This window comes from Methylobacterium sp. 2A, from assembly GCF_009806555.1.
GTDB lineage: Bacteria > Pseudomonadota > Alphaproteobacteria > Rhizobiales > Beijerinckiaceae > Methylobacterium.
In genome coordinates, this window is the sequence record NZ_VUOK01000058.1 from 19,633 (window position 1) to 36,288 (window position 16,656).

A 16,656-nucleotide genomic window follows, 5' to 3' on the forward strand; every position below is an offset into this window, starting at 1 on the left:
ATTCAGGGACCGTTCGGGGCGCCAGGGGGCTGCGCCGGACGGCCGAAGCGCGGGAACGGGCGTCGCGGATCCCGGGCAAGGACGAGAGGTAGGATCGTGGTCATTCAGAAGAATTGGCAGGAACTGATCAAGCCGAACAAGCTGCAGGTCACGACCGGCGACGACCCGAAGCGGGTCGCCACCGTCGTCGCCGAGCCGCTCGAGCGCGGCTTCGGCACGACGCTGGGCAACGCCCTGCGCCGGGTGCTCCTGTCCTCGCTCCAGGGCGCGGCCGTGACCTCGGTGCAGATCGACGGCGTGCTGCACGAGTTCTCGTCGATCCCGGGCGTGCGCGAGGACGTCACCGACATCGTCCTCAACATCAAGACCATCGCGATCCGCTCGCAGACGGACGCGCCGAAGCGCATGACCCTGCGCAAGACCGGCCCGGGCCTCGTCACTGCGGGCGACATCGGCACGGTCGGCGACATCCAGATCCTGAACCCCGACCTCGTGATCTGCACGCTGGACGACGGCGCCGAGATCCGCATGGAGTTCACGGTCGCCACCGGCAAGGGCTACGTCCCGGCCGAGCGCAACCGCCCCGAGGACGCGCCGATCGGCCTGATCCCGGTCGATTCGCTGTTCTCGCCGGTCACGAAGGTCAGCTATCGCGTCGAGACGACCCGCGAGGGCCAGGATCTCGACAAGGACAAGCTGACCATGACGGTCGAGACCAACGGCGCGGTCTCGCCGGAGGATGCGCTGGCCTACGCGGCGCGCATCATCCAGGACCAGCTGCAGGTCTTCGTGAACTTCGAGGATCCGCGCAAGGAAGAGGCCGCACCGCTCGCGCCGCAGCTGCCCTTCAACCCGGCGCTGCTCAAGAAGGTGGACGAGCTGGAGCTGTCGGTCCGTTCGGCGAACTGCCTGAAGAACGACAACATCGTCTATATCGGCGACCTCATCCAGAAGTCCGAGGGCGAGATGCTGCGGACCCCGAATTTCGGCCGCAAGTCGCTCAACGAAATCAAGGAAGTGCTCGCCGGCATGGGCCTGCACCTCGGCATGGACATCCCCGGCTGGCCGCCGGAGAACATCGAGGACCTCGCCAAGCGCTTCGAGGAACATTACTAGGTCGCTCGTTCCGACGCTCCACCCTCATCCTGAGGTGCCGGAGCGTAGCGGAGGCCTCGAAGGAGGCCTCCGGAAACCAAAGTCATCCCTGGAGCCCTCCTTCGAGGCTGCTGCGCAGCACCTCAGGATGAGGGCTCCGGATTGGAGTTCCCGCCGCGGGGTCAAGCGGAGAGCAACAGCCCCGCCTCGGGGCACCCGGCCGTACCGTGGCACGGCGGCCGAGACGAGAAGGAAGCCAGCACCATGCGTCACGCCTATCGCGGCCGCCGTTTCAACCGCACCGCCGAGCATCGCAAGGCGATGTTCGCCAACATGTCCGCCGCGCTGATCAAGCACGAGCAGATCATCACCACGCTGCCGAAGGCGAAGGACCTGCGTCCGGTCGTCGAGAAGCTGATCACGCTGGGCCGCATCGACAGCGTGCACACCCGCCGTCTGGCGATGGCGCAGCTGCGCGACGCCGACATGGTCAAGAAGCTCTTCACGGTGCTCGGGCCGCGCTACGCCGGTCGTCCGGGCGGCTACTGCCGGATCATGAAGGCGGGCTTCCGCCAGGGCGACAACGCGCCGCTCGCCGTGATCGAGTTCGTGGATCGCGACGTCGAGGCCCGCGGCAAGGATTCCGGTCCGAGCCAGGTCGCCGAGGCCGCCTGATCGCCTATCGGGGCGCTTCAGCGCAGCTGACCTTTGCGAAGCCGCCCCGAGCCATCGGGGCGGCTTTCTGCATTCCGAGACCCGTTGCGCGCGCGCAGGCCAACGGGTCAGGGCAGCGCGATGCGGCTCACAAGATCACAAAAAGGAACCCGCCGGCTCGCGCCGACGGGTCTGGAGCAGGGTCCACGTCTCGGATGGTCGCGGGAGTTCGCTCAAGGCGGCCCGTGTCGGAAGGGGCCGGGATCTCGACCGCGCCGCGATCCGAAAACCCCTATCCCTGCTGATACGCGTCCGGTGGACCGTCCTGGTCCGGGTCGTTGTCGCGCCTGCGGCGCGGGAAGATGCCGTGATTGCTCATGGTCCACCTCCTCTTCGATACCCGGGAGCCGCGGGCTCCCACGAGGAGACAATGAGCCGGCAACCGGCCGGTTCCCGGGCGATTCAGCGGGATCCGGAATCCGCGGCATCGAGCAGCGCGGCGACCCGGTCGGCGAGGTCGGCCGAGCGGAACGGCTTGGCCAGGACCGGCAGATCCTCGGGGATCTGCATCGCATCCGCATGGCCGGTGAGGATCAGCACCGGCAGGCCCGGGCTCCGCTCGCGGATCGCCGCGGCGAGTTCGACGCCGCTCATGCCGGGCATCGCGAGATCGGCCACGACGATGTCGCAGCGGTCGTGCCGGAGGTGCTGCAGGGCCGCTTCGCCGTCGCCGACCTCGGTGGCGCTGTGGCCGAACCCCGTGAGGAACGAGGCCGTCACATGCCGCACCTGCGGGTCGTCATCGACGATGAGGACACGGGCGCGCCGCCCGGTCGCCGGCGCCGTCCCGGCCACAGCGGCGGCCTGCTGCGGCGCCTCGGCCGCGAAGGGCAGGGCGAGTTCGACGCGGGTGCCCCGGCCGACCTCGCTGTCGATCGCCAGCCGGCCCTTCGATTGCTGGGCGAGGCCGAACACCATGGCGAGCCCGAGCCCGGTCCCCTGGCCCACCGCCTTGGTGGTGAAGAACGGCTCGCAGACCCGCCGCAGGATCTCCTCCGGAATGCCGGTGCCCTCGTCGGTCACGCTGACGCCGAGATAGGTCCCGTCGGCGATCTCGGGATCCCCGGTGATGTCGAGCCGCCGGGTCGCCACCGTGATGGTGCCGCCCTCGGGCATCGCGTCCCGGGCGTTGATGCACAGGTTGAGGACGGCGAGTTCGAGCTGTTCGGGATCGACTTGGACCGCGGGGAGATCCGCTCCGAGATCGGTTCGCACGGTGACGAGCCCGCCGAGGCTGCGCCCGAACAGGTCGCTCATCCCGACGATCAGGGCGTTCACGTCGACCGCCCGGGCCTGGAGGTCATGGGCACGGCTGAAGCTGAGGAGGCGCTTCGTCAGCGACGCGCCGCGCTCGGCCGCCCCGCGGGCATTCTCGATCAGGCGCTGGACCCGGGGCTGGTCCGCGACCCGGGGCCCGGCGAGTTCCAGGCTGCCGAGGATCGCGGTCAGCAGGTTGTTGAAGTCGTGGGCGATGCCCCCGGCCAGGGTGCCGAGCGCCTGCATCTTGTCGGACTGGCGCAGCCGCGCCTCCAGGGTCCGCTGCTCGGTCACGTCCCGCTCGATCATCGCGAGGTGGCTGATCGCGCCGCCCGCGTCGCGGATCGGCACCCGGGTCACGTGGCTCCACTGCTCGGCGCCGGCCGGGCCGTCGCTGGTGAGGATTTCCGCCACCGTGCCTGCCCGGATCGCGGCCGCATCGGCCTCGGCGATGGGCGCCCCCTTGGGCCCGAGCAGCTCGTCCTCGCGCCGGCCCAGGCAGGCGGCGACGTCGTGGCCGAGGAGCGCCGCCTTGCGGGCGTTGAGCCGCACGAAGCGCCCTCGCGCGTCCTTGAAGCTGATCGCGTCCTGGGCGTGATCGAGCAGGCCGCGCAGGAGCGCCCGTTCCGTGGCCAGATCGCGGCCCAGGCGGTGGCGCTCGAAGGCCTGCCGCACGGTCGAGCGTAGCAGGCCCGCATCCCAGGGCTTCGTCACGTAGCCGACGATGCCGCCGCGGTTGAGCGCGGCGATCACCGCGGTGATGTCGGCGTAGCCGGTGAGCAGGATCGCCTGGGCGTCGTGGAAGCTGCGGGCCTCGGCGAGCAGGGCGTCGCCGGTCAGGCCCGGCATGCGCTGGTCCGAGACCACCACGGCGATGTCGGGCTCGGCGCGCAGGATCTCCAGCGCCTCGGCGGGGCGCGAGGTCGTCAGCACCCGGTAGGAATCCTCGAACAGATCCTCCAGGGCGATCAGGATATCCGGCTCGTCGTCGACGGCCAGGATCGTCCCTACACCTGCCGTACCGTCACTCATGCACTGGCCGCCTGCCGCGGGATCCCGATGACGAAGCAGGCTCCCCCACCCGGGGCCGTCTCCACGGTGAGCGAGCCGCTATGCGCTTGAACGACGCTGTAGGCAATCGCAAGACCGAGCCCCGTACCGGATCCGACCGGCTTCGTCGTGAAGAACGGCTCGAAGATTTTCTCCCGTAGGTCTTCGGGTATGCCCGGGCCGGTATCGCTGATCCGGATCTCATCGAAATCCGGGCTCGATTCCGTGGTGATTCGGATGGTGCCCCCCTCCGGCATGGCGTCGGCGGCATTGCCCAGGATGTTCATCACCACCTGGTTGAGGAGCGCCGGGGTGCAGCAGATCTCGGCCCGGCCCGCGAAGCTGCGCTCCACCGCGATCCGGTCGCCGAGCTTGTGCTGGATCAGGGCCAGCACGGTCTCGATCGCTTCGGGCACGTTCACGAGGGCGCGCTCGCCCTCGTCGAGACGCGAGAACTTGCGCAGGTTCAGCACGAGATCCTGGATGCGCGTCAGGCCCATCCGCATCGAGCCGACCCGTTGGCGGGCCTTGTCGATGAGGCGGCCGGCGGCCTCGGGCGGCGCCTCCGGCAAGTCCCCGAGGAGGCGCTCCACCGTGCCCTGATGGGCCAGGATGAAGGCCAGGGGATTGTTGATCTCGTGGGCGATGCCGGCGACCAACTCGCCCAGCGAGGCCATCTTGGCGGCCTGGACCAGCTTGGCCTGCGCGTCGGTGAGCTGCCGGTTGGCGTCGGCGAGGTCGCGATTGGCCCGCTCCAGGGCGTCGGCGAGGCGCGCCCGGCCCTCGGCGGCCTCGGCCTCCGCACGGGCGCGCTCCACGGCCCGCTCGCGCTCGCCGAACTGGCCGGCGATGCGCCGGTCGTCCTCCTCCAGCAGGCGGCGGCGCACGAAGCCGCGCACCCGCAGCGCCAGCACTTCGGCATCGGTCTTCGAGACTACGTCGTCGGCCCCGGCCGCGAAGGCTTCGACCAGGAAATCCTTGGCTGGGTCGCTGCCGGCGATGCCGACGAGGTGGAACCCCGCCCCCGCCGCCTGTCCGGACCGGCGCTGGCTGATCGCCCGACACAGGGCGAGCCCGTCATAGGCGTGGCCGAGGAGATCGACCGTGACGCAGTCGAACGCCTCGCCCCCGGCGGCCGCATCCAGGGCGGCGAGGGCGGCCGCGGGCCCGTCGACGCTCACGACATGGTGCCCGTCCTGCCCCATCAGACCGGCCAGGAAGGTCCGGTAGGTGACGCTGCCGTCGATCACGAGGATGCGCCCCCTCCGGAACGCGGCGGCACCCGGCCCCTCGCCGTCGCCGGCCGGGCGGCGCTCACGCAACAGGGCGCGAATGCGCAGGATCATCAGGTCGCGGTCGGCGGATTTCGGCAGATAGGCGTCGGCGCCGCTCTCCAATCCCTGGCGCTCCCCGCCGTTGCCGCCGGTGAGCATCAGGACCGGCAGCGCCCGGGTGCGCAGGGACAGGCGCATCTGCCGGATCAGCTCATCGCCGTTCATGCCGGGCAGATGGTAATCCGCCACCACGAGATCGGGCTGCTGGCGGTTGAGGTGATCGAGGGCAGTCTCGGCGGAGGCGCAGCGCTCCACCGCGAAACCGTGCGTCTCCAGGAGCAGGCGGAATTCCAGGGCCTGCGTCTCCGAATCCTCCACCAGGAGGATCCGCGCGGGGCCCACGGGCAAGCCGGCCTCGGCTTGGATCACGGCCGCGCCCCCGGGTCCACGAGGCGCAGGACGTGGTCGCCGATCCGGTCGAGCGGCAGGACCGCGCGGGCGGCCCCGAGGCGCACCGCCGCCGCCGGCATGCCGTAGACCACCGCCGTGCTCTCGTGCTCGGCGACCGTCTGGGCGCCGGCCTTATGCATGTCGGCGAGGCCGACGGCCCCATCCTCGCCCATGCCGGTGAGCAGCACGCCGATCCCGGTGGCGCCGGCCTGCCGGGCCATCGAGCGGAACAGCACCGTGGCGGCCGGGCGCTGACCCGAGACCGGCGCCGAGTCGACGACCCGCAGGACCCGGCCCGATCCGAGCTCCAGGTGCCGGTCCCCGGGGGCCACGTAGACCCGGCCGGACTCGGCCCGCTCCCCGTCCCGGGCGATGCCGACCGGCAGGGTCACGACGCTGTCGAGCCAGGCCGCGAACCCGTCCATGAAGGCGGGTCCCATGTGCTGAACGACGAGCACCGGCAGGGAAAAATCCCGCGGCAGCGCGCCGATTACCCGGGCGAGCGCCGGCGGCCCGCCCGTGGAGGCGGCGATCCCGAGGAGGCTCGGCGCCAGACCGGACGGCTCGGCCGGCGGCGCGTAGGAGACCGAGGCGGTGCGGCCCGCCCATTCGGTCCCGATCGGGCGGCGGCGGATCACCGGGACCTGGGCCATGATCCGCAATTGCGTGCAGATCTCGCCGGCCACCGCCTCGTAGCCGGCATGGGTCGTGGCCACCGGCTTCTCGACCACCGACAGGGCGCCGGCGCGCAGCGCGTTCATGGAGATGCGCAGGGAGGAATCCTCGACCGAATCCGCCACCACGACGATCGGGGTCGGATGCTCGGCCATGATCCGGCGGGTGGTCTCCAGCCCGTCGATGCCGGGCAGGCGGATATCCATGGAGATCACGTCGGGCCGGACGGACTGGAGCTTGTCGAGGGCCTCCTCGCCGGAAGCGACCGCGGCCACGAGTTCAAGGCGGGGATCGCGGGACACGATGTGGCGCAACAGCTCGCGCACCACGAGGCTGTCCTCCACGAGCATGACGCGGACCGGGGTCACAGGAACTGTCCGATCGTGTCGAGCAGCTGACGCTGGTCGAACTTCTGCTTGGTCAGGTAGGCGTCGGCGCCGAGGTCGAGGCCCCGGGCCACGTCGGCGGCGTCCCCGCGGGAGGTCATCAGGATCGTCGGCAGCCGGGCGAAGCGCGGATCGGCGCGCAGGGCCTGCAGCAGGCCGAACCCGTCGAGGCGCGGCATCTCCACGTCGGCGAGGACGAGGTCCACGGGCTCGACCTCGGCACGCAGCCGGTCGAGGGCGTCCTGGCCGTCGACGCAGACGACCACGCGGTAGCCGGCCGCTTCCAAGATGCCCTTCTCCAACGTCCGGGTGGTGATCGAATCGTCGACGACCAGGATGGTCGCCCGCGCGGCGGCCCGCATTGCGGCACCGCCCGTCGCGTGTGTCGTCGAACGTGGAGTTTGCCCCATCGTTCCGGACGAGGGTGCGACAGCCGCGCGCGCCGCGAGACCTTCGGGATCGAGGACCAGGACCGGGACGTCGCCCGGCAGGATGGCGGTGCCGGCGATCAGGCCCGGATCGGACCCGAAGGCGGGGGCCGGCAGGACGAGGAGCGGGCGGACGTCGTGCAGGCGGTCGACGGCGAGCGCCAAGCGGCCGCCATCGGTCCGCAGCACGACGGCGCGGAGGGCGTCGGGATCGTCCGGATCGGCGGCCTCGCCCAGGATCGCGGCGAGGTCGCTCACCGGGTGGCTGGTGGCCGTGTCGCCCGTGCCGAGCCGCAGGATCGGGCGGCCCATCGCCACCGGCAGCTCGGCCCGCTTCAGGCGCAGCAGGCGTTCCACGGCGTTGCCCGGCAGCGCGTAGCTGCGTCCGGCCGCCTCGACCAGCAGCAGGCTGCGCCTTGCCGCCGAGAGCGGCAGGCTGAAGACCAGGGCGGTGCCGGACGGCGTCCGCGGCTCCAGGCGGACGCTGCCCAGGAGCTGGCGGGCCGCATCCGCCGCCACCGAGAGGCCGTAGCCGCGCCCCGACAGGGTGTCGACCGCCTCCGCGGTGGAGAAGCCCGGCTCGAAGACGAGGCGCAGCAGGGTCTCGGGATCGGGGCTCTCCTCGGGCGCGAGGAGGCCGCGATCCCGCGCGACGGCCTCGATCCGGGCGAGGTCCGGCCCGGGACCGTCGTCGAACACCGTGACCTGAAGCCGCGCGCCGCGCACCGCCACCTCCAGCCCGAGCCCCAGGGCCTCCGGCTTGCCGGCGGCGCGGCGCCGCTCCGGGCTCTGCCAGCCGTGGCTCAGGGCGTTGCGCAGGGCGTGGAGCAGCGGGTCCTTCAGCGCCTGAAGCGTGCCGCGCTCCACCGGCAGGTCGAGGCCGCGCAGGTCGAGATCCACCTCGCGGCCCTGCTCCCGGGCGGTCTCGCGCAGGGAGCGCGCCAGGGGGGCGAGGACCGTCTCGGCCGGCACCAGGGCGAGACGCTCGGCGGCGGCGCGGACCCGGGCGGCCACCCCGTCGATGGTGCTGCTCGCCACCGCGTGGCGCCGGGACAGGTCCGACGCCTCCCGGGCGAAGGCGCCGACCTCGGCCGCGAAGGTGCGCCATGCGGTCCTGTCGGTGTCGGCCCCGTCGGCCAGCGCCTCCGCGCCGGCCCGCAGGGTCCGGGCGAGCCCGGCCAGCCGCGCAAGGCTCTCGGCCGCCGAGGTGCGCCCGGCCAGCGTGCTGGTGAGGTCGTGGCTGGCCCGGGCCATCGCCTCCACGGCCTCCACGGGAACCCGCAGCAGGGCGGCGCCGGGATCGGCCGGCTCGGCATTCTTCTGGGCGGGCTCCGGGGCCGGCGCGGCGGGGGATGGGGCAGAAGGCGGGGCAGGGGGCGGGGAGGGCGCGACGGCCGGTTCCGCGATGGGCTTCGGAGCCGGCTTGGCAGCCGTGCCCTCGCCCGGCAGCCCGAGAACCTGCCCGAGGGCCGCCAGGGCGTCCGGCGGCATGTCCGGCCCGGCCCCGTCCTGCAGGCCGGCGACGTAGGACTCGATCCGGTCGAGGGCGAGGTGGACGGCGTTGGCCGCCTCCCGGTCGAGGGCGGAGGCGCCGGTCCGGACCTTCTCGAACAGGGTCTCCAGGCGGTGCGCCACCGCCTCGACGGCGGGCAGGTCGACGGCGCGCGACGCCCCCTTCAGGCTGTGGGCGCGGCGGAACACGTCGTTCCAGTCCGGGCTGGCGCTGCCCAGCGCGCCGCGGATCGCCGCAACGTGCTCCCGATGCTCGACATCGAAGGCGGCGAGCAGGAGCTGGCGGATGTCCTGGGTCAAGACGCCGCCGGCCTCAGTGCCGGTAGCGTTCGGCGAGCGCCATCAGCGCCTGGGCCAGCTCCGTCAGGTTGGCCGAGGCCGATTCCACCTGCCGCGTGCCGGCCGCCGTCTGCTGGCTCGCCTGCCGGATGTTCTGGAGCGCGCCCATCACCTGCTCGATGCCGAGCTGCTGCTGGTTCGTCGAGGCGACGATCTGCTGGAAGGTCTGGACGTTCTCCTCCACCCGGGCGGTGATCTCCTCGATGGTCCGCTGCGTCGTGTCGGAGCGGGTCTTGCCGGCGGCGGCCCGCTTGACCGCCTCCTCGGTCAGCATCACCGAGGTGTTGATGCCCCGCTGGATCTCGCCCAGGATGCCGCGCACCTGGCCGGTGGCGGCCTTGGCCTGATCGGCCAGAAGCTTCATCTCCGAGGCGACCACCGAGAAGCTGCGCCCGCTCTCGCCCGCCGCCGCCGCCTCAATGGCGGCGTTGAGGGCGAGCAGGTGCGTGCGCTCCGAGATGTCGTTGACCGTCTCGATGATGTCGCCGATCGTCTGGGTCTTCTCCGACAGGCTGACGATGTTGCCGGCCACCGCCTCGGCCTGCTCGCGGATCGCGTCCATGGCCTTGGCGGTGTCCGAGACGGCGCGCAGGCCCTGGCGGGAGGTCTGGGCGGTGGCCTGGGCGGTGGCGATCACCTCGGTGGCGCGCTTGCTGATCTGGGCGCCCGAATGGGTGATCTCGTCGACCGTGGCGGCTGTCTCCTGCACGGCGGCGAATTGCTGCTCGACCGAGGCGGCCTGCTCCTGCGCCGAGGCGCGGATCTCGGCCGCGGCGGCGTTCAGGTCGGTGGTCGCGGCCCGGTTGGTCTTGGCGAGGTCCGAGAGGCCCGCCACCATCGTGTTGAGGGTGGTGGCCAGCCGCCCGATCTCGTCGCGCCCGCCCACCGCCAGCTGGCCCGAAAGGTCGCCGCCGCCGACCCGCTCCACGAAGGCCATGATGGTCTCGAGCGGGCGCACCACCGCGCGGCTGATCAGCCACGTGATCAAGATCGCCAGCACGACCGCGGCGGCGAGCGTCAGGTAGATCGAAAGGCGCGAGCGGTCATAGACTTGCTGGGCGGCGCGCTGGCCGAGCGCCATCCCGCCGTCGAGCAGGGTCCTCAGGTTCCTGATCCCCTCCAGGAAGGGACCCTGAAGGCGCGTGATCTCGTCGTTGCGGGCCTCCACGGCGCCGGAATCCTGCTTCGCGATGGCGGCGAACTGCGCCTCGCCGAGGCTCCGGACCTCACGGAAGGCGCGCTGCACGTCGGCGGCCGCCGCCGCGATGCGGTCCCAGGAGGCCACGCGCTCGGCGGTGGCCGAATAGGCGCGGTACTCGGTGGCGAGCTGGATCGTGGTGGTGAGCCGGTTCTCGATCTGGGTGGCGGTCTGGCGCCACGTGGCCAAGGTGTCCTCCGTGCGTGCCGCCCGTCCCTGGCCCTGCGTCAGCATGGCGATCACGGCCGTGCGGCGCAGGAGCCCGAGGTCGCGGGCCTCGTTGCCGAGGTCGTCGAGCTGGCGCAGGATTGTCATGTCGCGCCGCACGATCGCGTCGGTCGTGTCGCGCACCGCCCCGATCTGCTCCAGCGCGTAGAGCCCGAGCGCCACGATCACCACCGTGACGGCGAAGAAGCCGAGGAGGATGCGTCTTCCGATCGAGAGGTTCACGGTCGGGCTGGCTCCGGTTGACGTCTGGCTTGAAGTCCGGCGGGCCCGTCAGGGCAGGGCGCGGCGCAGGAGGCGGGGAAGATCGACGGTGACGAAATCCGGCCGGCCGGCGCCCGCCGCCCCGGGGGCATAGCCCGAAGCGGCCGCGTTGCCCAACCCGTCGGGATCCGCGGATCCCGAGGCTGTCGCCGCGGGGGCGATCCCCAGCACCCGGTCGACCGCCAGGGCGAGGGGCTGCGGCGTCGCGGACCCGCGCAGCACCACCAGATGCGCCGCCTCCCCGGCGGGATCCGGCCGGCCGAGGGCCCGGGCGAGGCCGAGGACGCCGACGATCCGCCCCGAGAGGGCGATGAGGCCGATCAGCGCCGGCACCGCGCCCGGCATCGGCGTGGGCGGACGCATCGGCAGGACCTGCGCCACCGCCGTCAACGGCAGGCCGTAGCGCTCGCTGCCGCAGGCGCAGACGAGGTGATCGAGCCCGGCATCGGCTTCCGCAACGGCGACGCCGCGCCGCGCCAGCGCGGCGGCGCGCTCGGCCCGGAGGTCGCGCTCCGTCCGGGGCCGCGTCGGCGCGCGGCTCCCATGCGTGCCCTGGCGTGCCTCCATCAGAGACTCCTGCGGTCGAGCGCTGCGCGGGCCGCGGACGCACCGGCGGCGATCTCGGCGGCGGACGCGCCGTCGCCCTCGGGCAGCGCCGTATCCGGCCCCAGGGCTTCGCAGACGGCTTGGCTCAACGCGATGGCGTTGTCGAGGGCGCGGGCCGCCTCGTCCCGGCGATCGAGGGCGATCAGCAGCAGGCCGAGATGGTAGTGGGCCATCACGAAGCCCCGGTCGAGATAGAGGGTCGCGCGCAGCGCCCGCTCGGCCTCCGCGTCGCGGCCGAGCGCCCGGGCGAGCAGGCCCTCGTAGAAGCGCAGGGCCGGGTCGGTCGGGTCGCCGTCGAGGGCGACGCGCAGTGCCCGCCACGCGGCCCCGGTATCCCCGGCATCCGCGAGTGCGCGGATCCGGTCGCGGTCGGAGGCCACGATCGGCGCGCCATCCCCGGCCCCGGCCGGCAGGACAGGCGGCAGGATGGCCTCGGCGCGCGGCGCTGCGTCGCCCGCGGGTCCGGCGCCCGGCGCCCGAGCGTCCGCCGCGAGCGGGAGGAATCCTGCGCCGTCCGGAGCCGCCGCGTCCGCGGGATCTCCGCCGAGGCCCCGCGGGGCCAGCGGCGGCACCGGCAGGACCAGCCCCGCCGGTACGAGGAGGGCGGGCGTTTCCGGCCGGGGGCGGTAGACCACGGTTCCGGGCAGGCTGACGGCATCGAGGAATCCCGCGAAGGCGGGGCTCGGCTCGGCATGGCCGAGGAGCAGCCAGCCGTCCGGCCGCAGCCTGCGGCCGAGGCCGCGCACCACCGCGGCGACCGTCCGGGCGTCGAAGTAGATCAGCACGTTGCGGCAGAGGATCAGGTCGAAGAGATCGCCCTCCCGCGCCATCGGCTCGGCGAGGGTGAGCAGGTTGCCGCGCTCGAACCGCACCAATCCGCGGAATTCCGGGCGCAGGGCGTAGCCGCCCTCCCGCCGGATGCCGGGGGCGGGGGGCAGGCGGGTGAAGTAGCGCAGCCGCTCCTCAGGCGGCATCGTGCGCAGGGCCCAGCGGCCGTATTCCGCAGCGCGGGCGGTGGCCAGCGCCGCGGCGCTGATGTCGGTACCGAGGATCGAGACGCGCCAGTCCGGCAGCGCCTCGCCCAGGAGTTCCCGGACCAGGATCGCCAGGGAATAGGGCTCCGCCCCGGTCGAGCAGCCGGCGCTCCAGATCCGCAGCGTGCGCTCGGAGGCCCGGGCCGCGATCAGCGCCGGCAGGATCCGCTCGCGCAAGGCCTGGAACTGCTCGGCGTAGCGGAAGAAGAACGTCTCGCCGACGGTGATCTCGGCCTCCAGGCGCGCCCATTCGGCCTCGCCCAGCGTCCCGTCCGACAGGAGGGCGGCGTAGGCCGCGCAATCGGCCGCCGCGGCGTCGCGGAAGCGCCGGCGCAGACGCTCGATCAGGAGGTCGTCCTTGTCGGCATAGTAGTGGTGGCCGGTGCGCGCGATGATCCGCGCCTTCAGCGTCGCGTAGGCGGGATCGGCACCCGGATCGGGATAGGAAGGCCCCGGACGGCGCATCGTGGATCAGGCGGATTCGGGAAGCGCCGCGAGACGCTCGGCGGCGACCCGGGCGAGCGCCGCGACCCGCGCCTGCTCCTGCGCGGTCAGGAGGCGCTCCGGCGCCAGCGCGTGGACGAGGCGCTCGCCGAGGACGAGTTCGGCCGCCACGCAGCCGTTGAGCGTCCCGGCCTCGCCGGCCGGCCGGATCGCGGCTTCGGCAACGGTCACGAGGTCGGCGGCCCGATCCACCAGATACGCGACCGCCTCGCCCCGGACGAGGACGAGATGCGCGTAGAGACCGGCCGGCCTCTGGGCCGGCCGCAGGCCGAGCAGGGAGGCGAGATCGATGGCGGGAATGGGCCTGCCGCCGAGGTTGAGGAAGCCGATCAGCCAGCCGCCAGTTGCCGGCGGCGCGTGGAGATCCGGCAGCGGCAGCACCTCGGCCACCGCGGCGCGGGGCAGGGCACAGGGCGTGCCGGCGACGTCGAGCAGGAGATAGGCCGTCACGCTGCTGGCCAAGGCCCCCGCCCCCCGAATTGCCGTTGCATCCCAACCGGGACGGATGGCGCAATAGGCCGAGTCAGCGCTTCCGGCAATCGCCCCGTGCGCGGGTTCGCCCCGGGGAACCAAGTCTCGGCTCAGCCGCTTATTTTCCGACGCAGCAGCACCGGTTATAGGACGGCCGGCGCCTCGCATGCGCCGGTCTATGCCAGGGATTGACGATGAGGAAACTTCTGTTGGCCGCGGCGTCGCTGACGCTCCTTGCGGGCTCCGCCTATGCCCAGGGTAACTCGCCCTACAACAATTCCGGCTCGCAGGCAGGCGGCCCGCGTGGCGGCATCGAGCGCGCCGGCGAGGGGGCCGCGATGGAGCAGGGCGCCGCTCCGGCTGCCCAGCCCGTGGTGCGCAAGCGCACGATGAAGCACAAGCGGATGAAGCATCATCGCCGGATGCGTCACCACATGTGATCGGTCCCGGCTCCGCCGCCGCAGGGTGGTCGAGCTGGGATGACGGGGCCTGCCGCGGATGGGGCAGGCCCTTTTTCGTGCCCGAACCGTCGCTGCACGGCGGGATACGCCTCCCGGCAACATAGTTCTACAGCGCGCGTCAGCCGGCCGTTGCCGATGGGCCTTGCCGGACGGGCGCGCGCGGTTCACGCTCGTGCGCGCAGCCAGCTCGATCCCGGCATGTTCGAAAACGAACATCCTTGCTCCCGGTACGATCGGGGAGATACGAGACGGCGCGGGGGAGGATGGATGTCGCGCGCGCTCGACCGGAAAGCCGAGGACAGGATCGAGACGACCGGCGTCGAGGGGCGGCGCAGCGCCATCGTGGCTTCGGTGCGCCAGCGGGGCTTCGTCACCATCGAGGCGCTGGCGGCGCAGTTCGGCGTCACCGTCCAGACGATCCGGCGTGACCTCAACGAACTCAGCGCGGAGGGCCGGCTGGAGCGCTACCGCGGCGGCGGCGGCCTGCCGTCGAGCGTCGAGAACATCGACTATGCCGACCGCCGGGTGACCCTGCTGCCGGAGAAGACCCGGATCGGGCGCCTCGCGGCGAGCCGGATCCCGTCGCATTGCTCGGTCTTCATCAACATCGGCACGACGCCCGAGGCGGTCGCCCGTGAGCTGACCCGGCATGACGATCTCAGCATCATCACCAACAACCTGAACGTCGCGCTCTCCCTGGCGGAGGCCACGGAGTTCCGCATCGTCGTGGCCGGCGGCACGGTGCGCAACCGCGACGGGGCGGTGCTCGGCCAGCTCACCTGCGACACGCTCAGCCAGTTCCGGGTCGACGTGGCGGTGATCGGCGTGAGCGGCATCGACGCCGACGGGGCGCTCCTCGACTACGATTACGAGGAGGTGCGGGCGACGCAGACCATCCTGGCGCATGCCCGGAAAACCTTCCTCGTGGCGGACCACACCAAGTTCAGCCGGCGCCCGATGGTTCAGGTCGGACGGCTCGACCAGATCGACACCTTCTTCACCGATCGGCCGCCGCCGCCGGAGATCACCGCGTTGCTCGACCGGGTGGGCGTCACCCTGGCGGTGGCCGACGAGGCCAACGAAACCTAACGAACGAAGAAGTTTTCGCTTGCGAAAGCAGTGAGCCGAGTCAATATAGTGCCAACCTGCCATCAGGGCGGGGAAGGAGGACCCATGGCGGCAGCAACGCGCCAGCGCGAGCCGTCCGACGCCTACGATCTTCTGGTCATCGGCGGCGGCATCAACGGCACAGGCATCGCCCGGGATGCGGCCGGCCGCGGCCTGTCGGTCCTGCTGGCCGAGCGCGGGGATCTCGCGGGCTTCACCTCCTCGTCCTCGACGAAGCTGATCCACGGCGGCCTGCGCTACCTCGAATATTACGAGTTCCGCCTCGTGCGCGAGGCCTTGGCCGAGCGCGAGCGGCTGCTGCGGCTCGCTCCCCACGTGATCTGGCCCCTGCGCTTCGTCCTGCCGCACGACGAGGGGCTGCGTCCGGCCTGGATGCTGCGCCTCGGCCTGTTCCTGTACGATCACCTCGCGCGGCTGCGCACGCTGCCGGGCTCGCACGGCGTCGACCTGCGCAGCTCGGCCTATGGCGCGCCGCTGCAGCAGCGCCTGAAGCGCGGCTTCGTCTATTCTGACTGCTGGGTCGAGGACAGCCGCCTCGTGGTGCTCAACGCCATGGATGCCCGCGAGCGCGGCGCCACGGTGCTGACGCGCACCGGCGTCGTTTCGGCAAGGCGCGACGGTGAGGGCTGGGTCGCGACGCTCCGGGACGAGCGCGGCGGGCCTGAGCGGACGATCCGCGCGAAGGCCGTGGTCAACGCCGCCGGTCCCTGGGTCAGCGCGACGCTCGGCGGCACGCTCGGCATCAACAGCCGCGCGGCGGTGCGTCTGATCAAGGGCAGCCACATCGTGGTCAAGCGCCTGTTCGCGGGCGATCAGGCCTACATCCTGCAGCAGCCCGACAAGCGCATCATCTTCGCGATCCCCTACGAGCGGGACTTCACGCTGATCGGCACCACCGACGTGCCCTATGACGGCGAGCCCGGCCCGGTCTCGATCTCGCAGGAGGAGACCGACTACCTCTGCGGCTGCATCAACCGCTCGTTCGACACCAAGATCAGCCCGGCCGACGTGGTCTGGAGCTATTCGGGCGTGCGCCCGCTCTACGACGACGCGGCCGAGAATGCCTCCGCGGTGACCCGCGACTACGTGCTCGACGTCGAGGACCAGGGCGGGAAGGCCGCCGTGCTCTCGGTGTTCGGCGGCAAGATCACGACCTACCGGCGGCTCGCCGAGCACGCGCTGGAGAAGCTGAAGCCCTATTTCCCGCATCTCAGGAAGGCCTGGACGGGAGACGCGGTGCTGCCCGGCGGCGCCATGACGGATGCCGATTTCGACCAGTTCCTGGCGAAGCTCCGGTCAGAAAAGCCGTTCCTGCCGGAGGAGACGGCGCGCCGCCTCGCCCGCGCCTACGGGACGCGGGCGCGCGACATCGTCGGAACCGCCCGCTCCATGGCGGATCTCGGCGAGGCCTTCGACGGCGGGCTCACGGCGGCGGAAGTCGATTACCTGCGCATCGAGGAATGGGCGGTCACCGCCGAGGACATCCTGTGGCGGCGCTCGAAGCTCGGCCTGCGCACCAGCGCCGAGAGTGCAGCGCGCCTTGCCGCCTATCTCGACCGCAAGGCCGAGGCGGCCTGATTGTTTC

The 16,656-nt window shown here is 72.1% G+C and carries 13 protein-coding genes; 5 read left to right on the forward strand and 8 right to left on the reverse strand.

Features of this window, described 5'->3' with window-relative positions:
- Positions 1–96: 96 nt before the first annotated feature.
- Positions 97–1,116: a DNA-directed RNA polymerase subunit alpha gene (locus FVE89_RS25055; protein WP_010686165.1), complete on the forward strand. Its 1,020-nt coding sequence runs from the start codon at positions 97–99 to the stop codon at positions 1,114–1,116.
- A gap of 243 nt (positions 1,117–1,359) precedes the next feature.
- The gene (gene rplQ, locus FVE89_RS25060; RefSeq protein ID WP_161392867.1) at positions 1,360–1,770 is read left to right on the forward strand and encodes a 50S ribosomal protein L17; all 411 of its coding nucleotides are present in this window, start codon (positions 1,360–1,362) and stop codon (positions 1,768–1,770) included.
- Between the two features lie 441 nt (positions 1,771–2,211).
- Here rplQ and FVE89_RS25065 read toward each other — a convergent pair whose 3' ends face one another.
- Genes FVE89_RS25065 through FVE89_RS25100 form a run of 8 tightly spaced genes read right to left on the reverse strand, consistent with a single transcriptional unit; the run spans position 2,212 to position 13,473 of the window.
- The gene (locus tag FVE89_RS25065; RefSeq protein ID WP_161392868.1) at positions 2,212–4,098 is read right to left on the reverse strand and encodes a response regulator; all 1,887 of its coding nucleotides are present in this window, start codon (positions 4,096–4,098) and stop codon (positions 2,212–2,214) included.
- Positions 4,095–5,798, reverse strand: a complete 1,704-nt coding sequence (locus FVE89_RS25070) for an ATP-binding protein (protein WP_202131060.1) — start codon at positions 5,796–5,798, stop codon at positions 4,095–4,097. Before FVE89_RS25070 ends, FVE89_RS25065 begins: the two co-directional genes overlap by 4 nt.
- Before the next feature lie 17 nt (positions 5,799–5,815).
- Positions 5,816–6,865, reverse strand: coding sequence for a chemotaxis-specific protein-glutamate methyltransferase CheB (gene cheB / locus FVE89_RS25075; protein ID WP_161393101.1), 1,050 nt, complete (start codon positions 6,863–6,865; stop codon positions 5,816–5,818).
- Between the two features lie 14 nt (positions 6,866–6,879).
- Entirely contained in the window at positions 6,880–9,141 is a 2,262-nt protein-coding gene (locus FVE89_RS25080) for a response regulator (protein WP_161392870.1), read from the reverse strand.
- Positions 9,142–9,154: 13 nt separating this feature from the next.
- Positions 9,155–10,828, reverse strand: a complete 1,674-nt coding sequence (locus FVE89_RS25085; protein WP_161392871.1) for a methyl-accepting chemotaxis protein — start codon at positions 10,826–10,828, stop codon at positions 9,155–9,157.
- A gap of 48 nt (positions 10,829–10,876) precedes the next feature.
- A complete protein-coding gene (locus tag FVE89_RS25090) occupies positions 10,877–11,434 on the reverse strand; it encodes a chemotaxis protein CheW (protein ID WP_161392872.1) in 558 nt (185 codons plus the stop codon).
- Positions 11,434–12,972 carry a protein-glutamate O-methyltransferase CheR gene (locus FVE89_RS25095; protein ID WP_161392873.1) on the reverse strand — a complete coding sequence of 513 codons (1,539 nt, stop codon included), beginning with the start codon at positions 12,970–12,972 and terminating at the stop codon, positions 11,434–11,436. Before FVE89_RS25095 ends, FVE89_RS25090 begins: the two co-directional genes overlap by 1 nt.
- A 6-nt stretch (positions 12,973–12,978) precedes the next feature.
- On the reverse strand, positions 12,979–13,473 hold the full coding sequence (locus FVE89_RS25100; protein WP_161392874.1) for a chemotaxis protein CheW: 495 nt from the start codon (positions 13,471–13,473) through the stop codon (positions 12,979–12,981).
- Between the two features lie 203 nt (positions 13,474–13,676).
- On the opposite strand from FVE89_RS25100, the gene FVE89_RS25105 reads away from it, so the two are divergent.
- From FVE89_RS25105 to glpD, 3 genes are all read left to right on the forward strand, one after another.
- Positions 13,677–13,922 (forward strand): hypothetical protein, encoded by a 246-nt coding sequence (locus FVE89_RS25105; protein ID WP_161392875.1) that lies wholly within the window; start codon positions 13,677–13,679, stop codon positions 13,920–13,922.
- A gap of 288 nt (positions 13,923–14,210) precedes the next feature.
- Positions 14,211–15,032 (forward strand): DeoR family transcriptional regulator, encoded by an 822-nt coding sequence (locus FVE89_RS25110; RefSeq protein WP_161392876.1) that lies wholly within the window; start codon positions 14,211–14,213, stop codon positions 15,030–15,032.
- A gap of 84 nt (positions 15,033–15,116) precedes the next feature.
- Positions 15,117–16,649, forward strand: a complete 1,533-nt coding sequence (gene glpD, locus FVE89_RS25115; protein ID WP_161392877.1) for a glycerol-3-phosphate dehydrogenase — start codon at positions 15,117–15,119, stop codon at positions 16,647–16,649.
- Positions 16,650–16,656 lie beyond the last annotated feature (7 nt).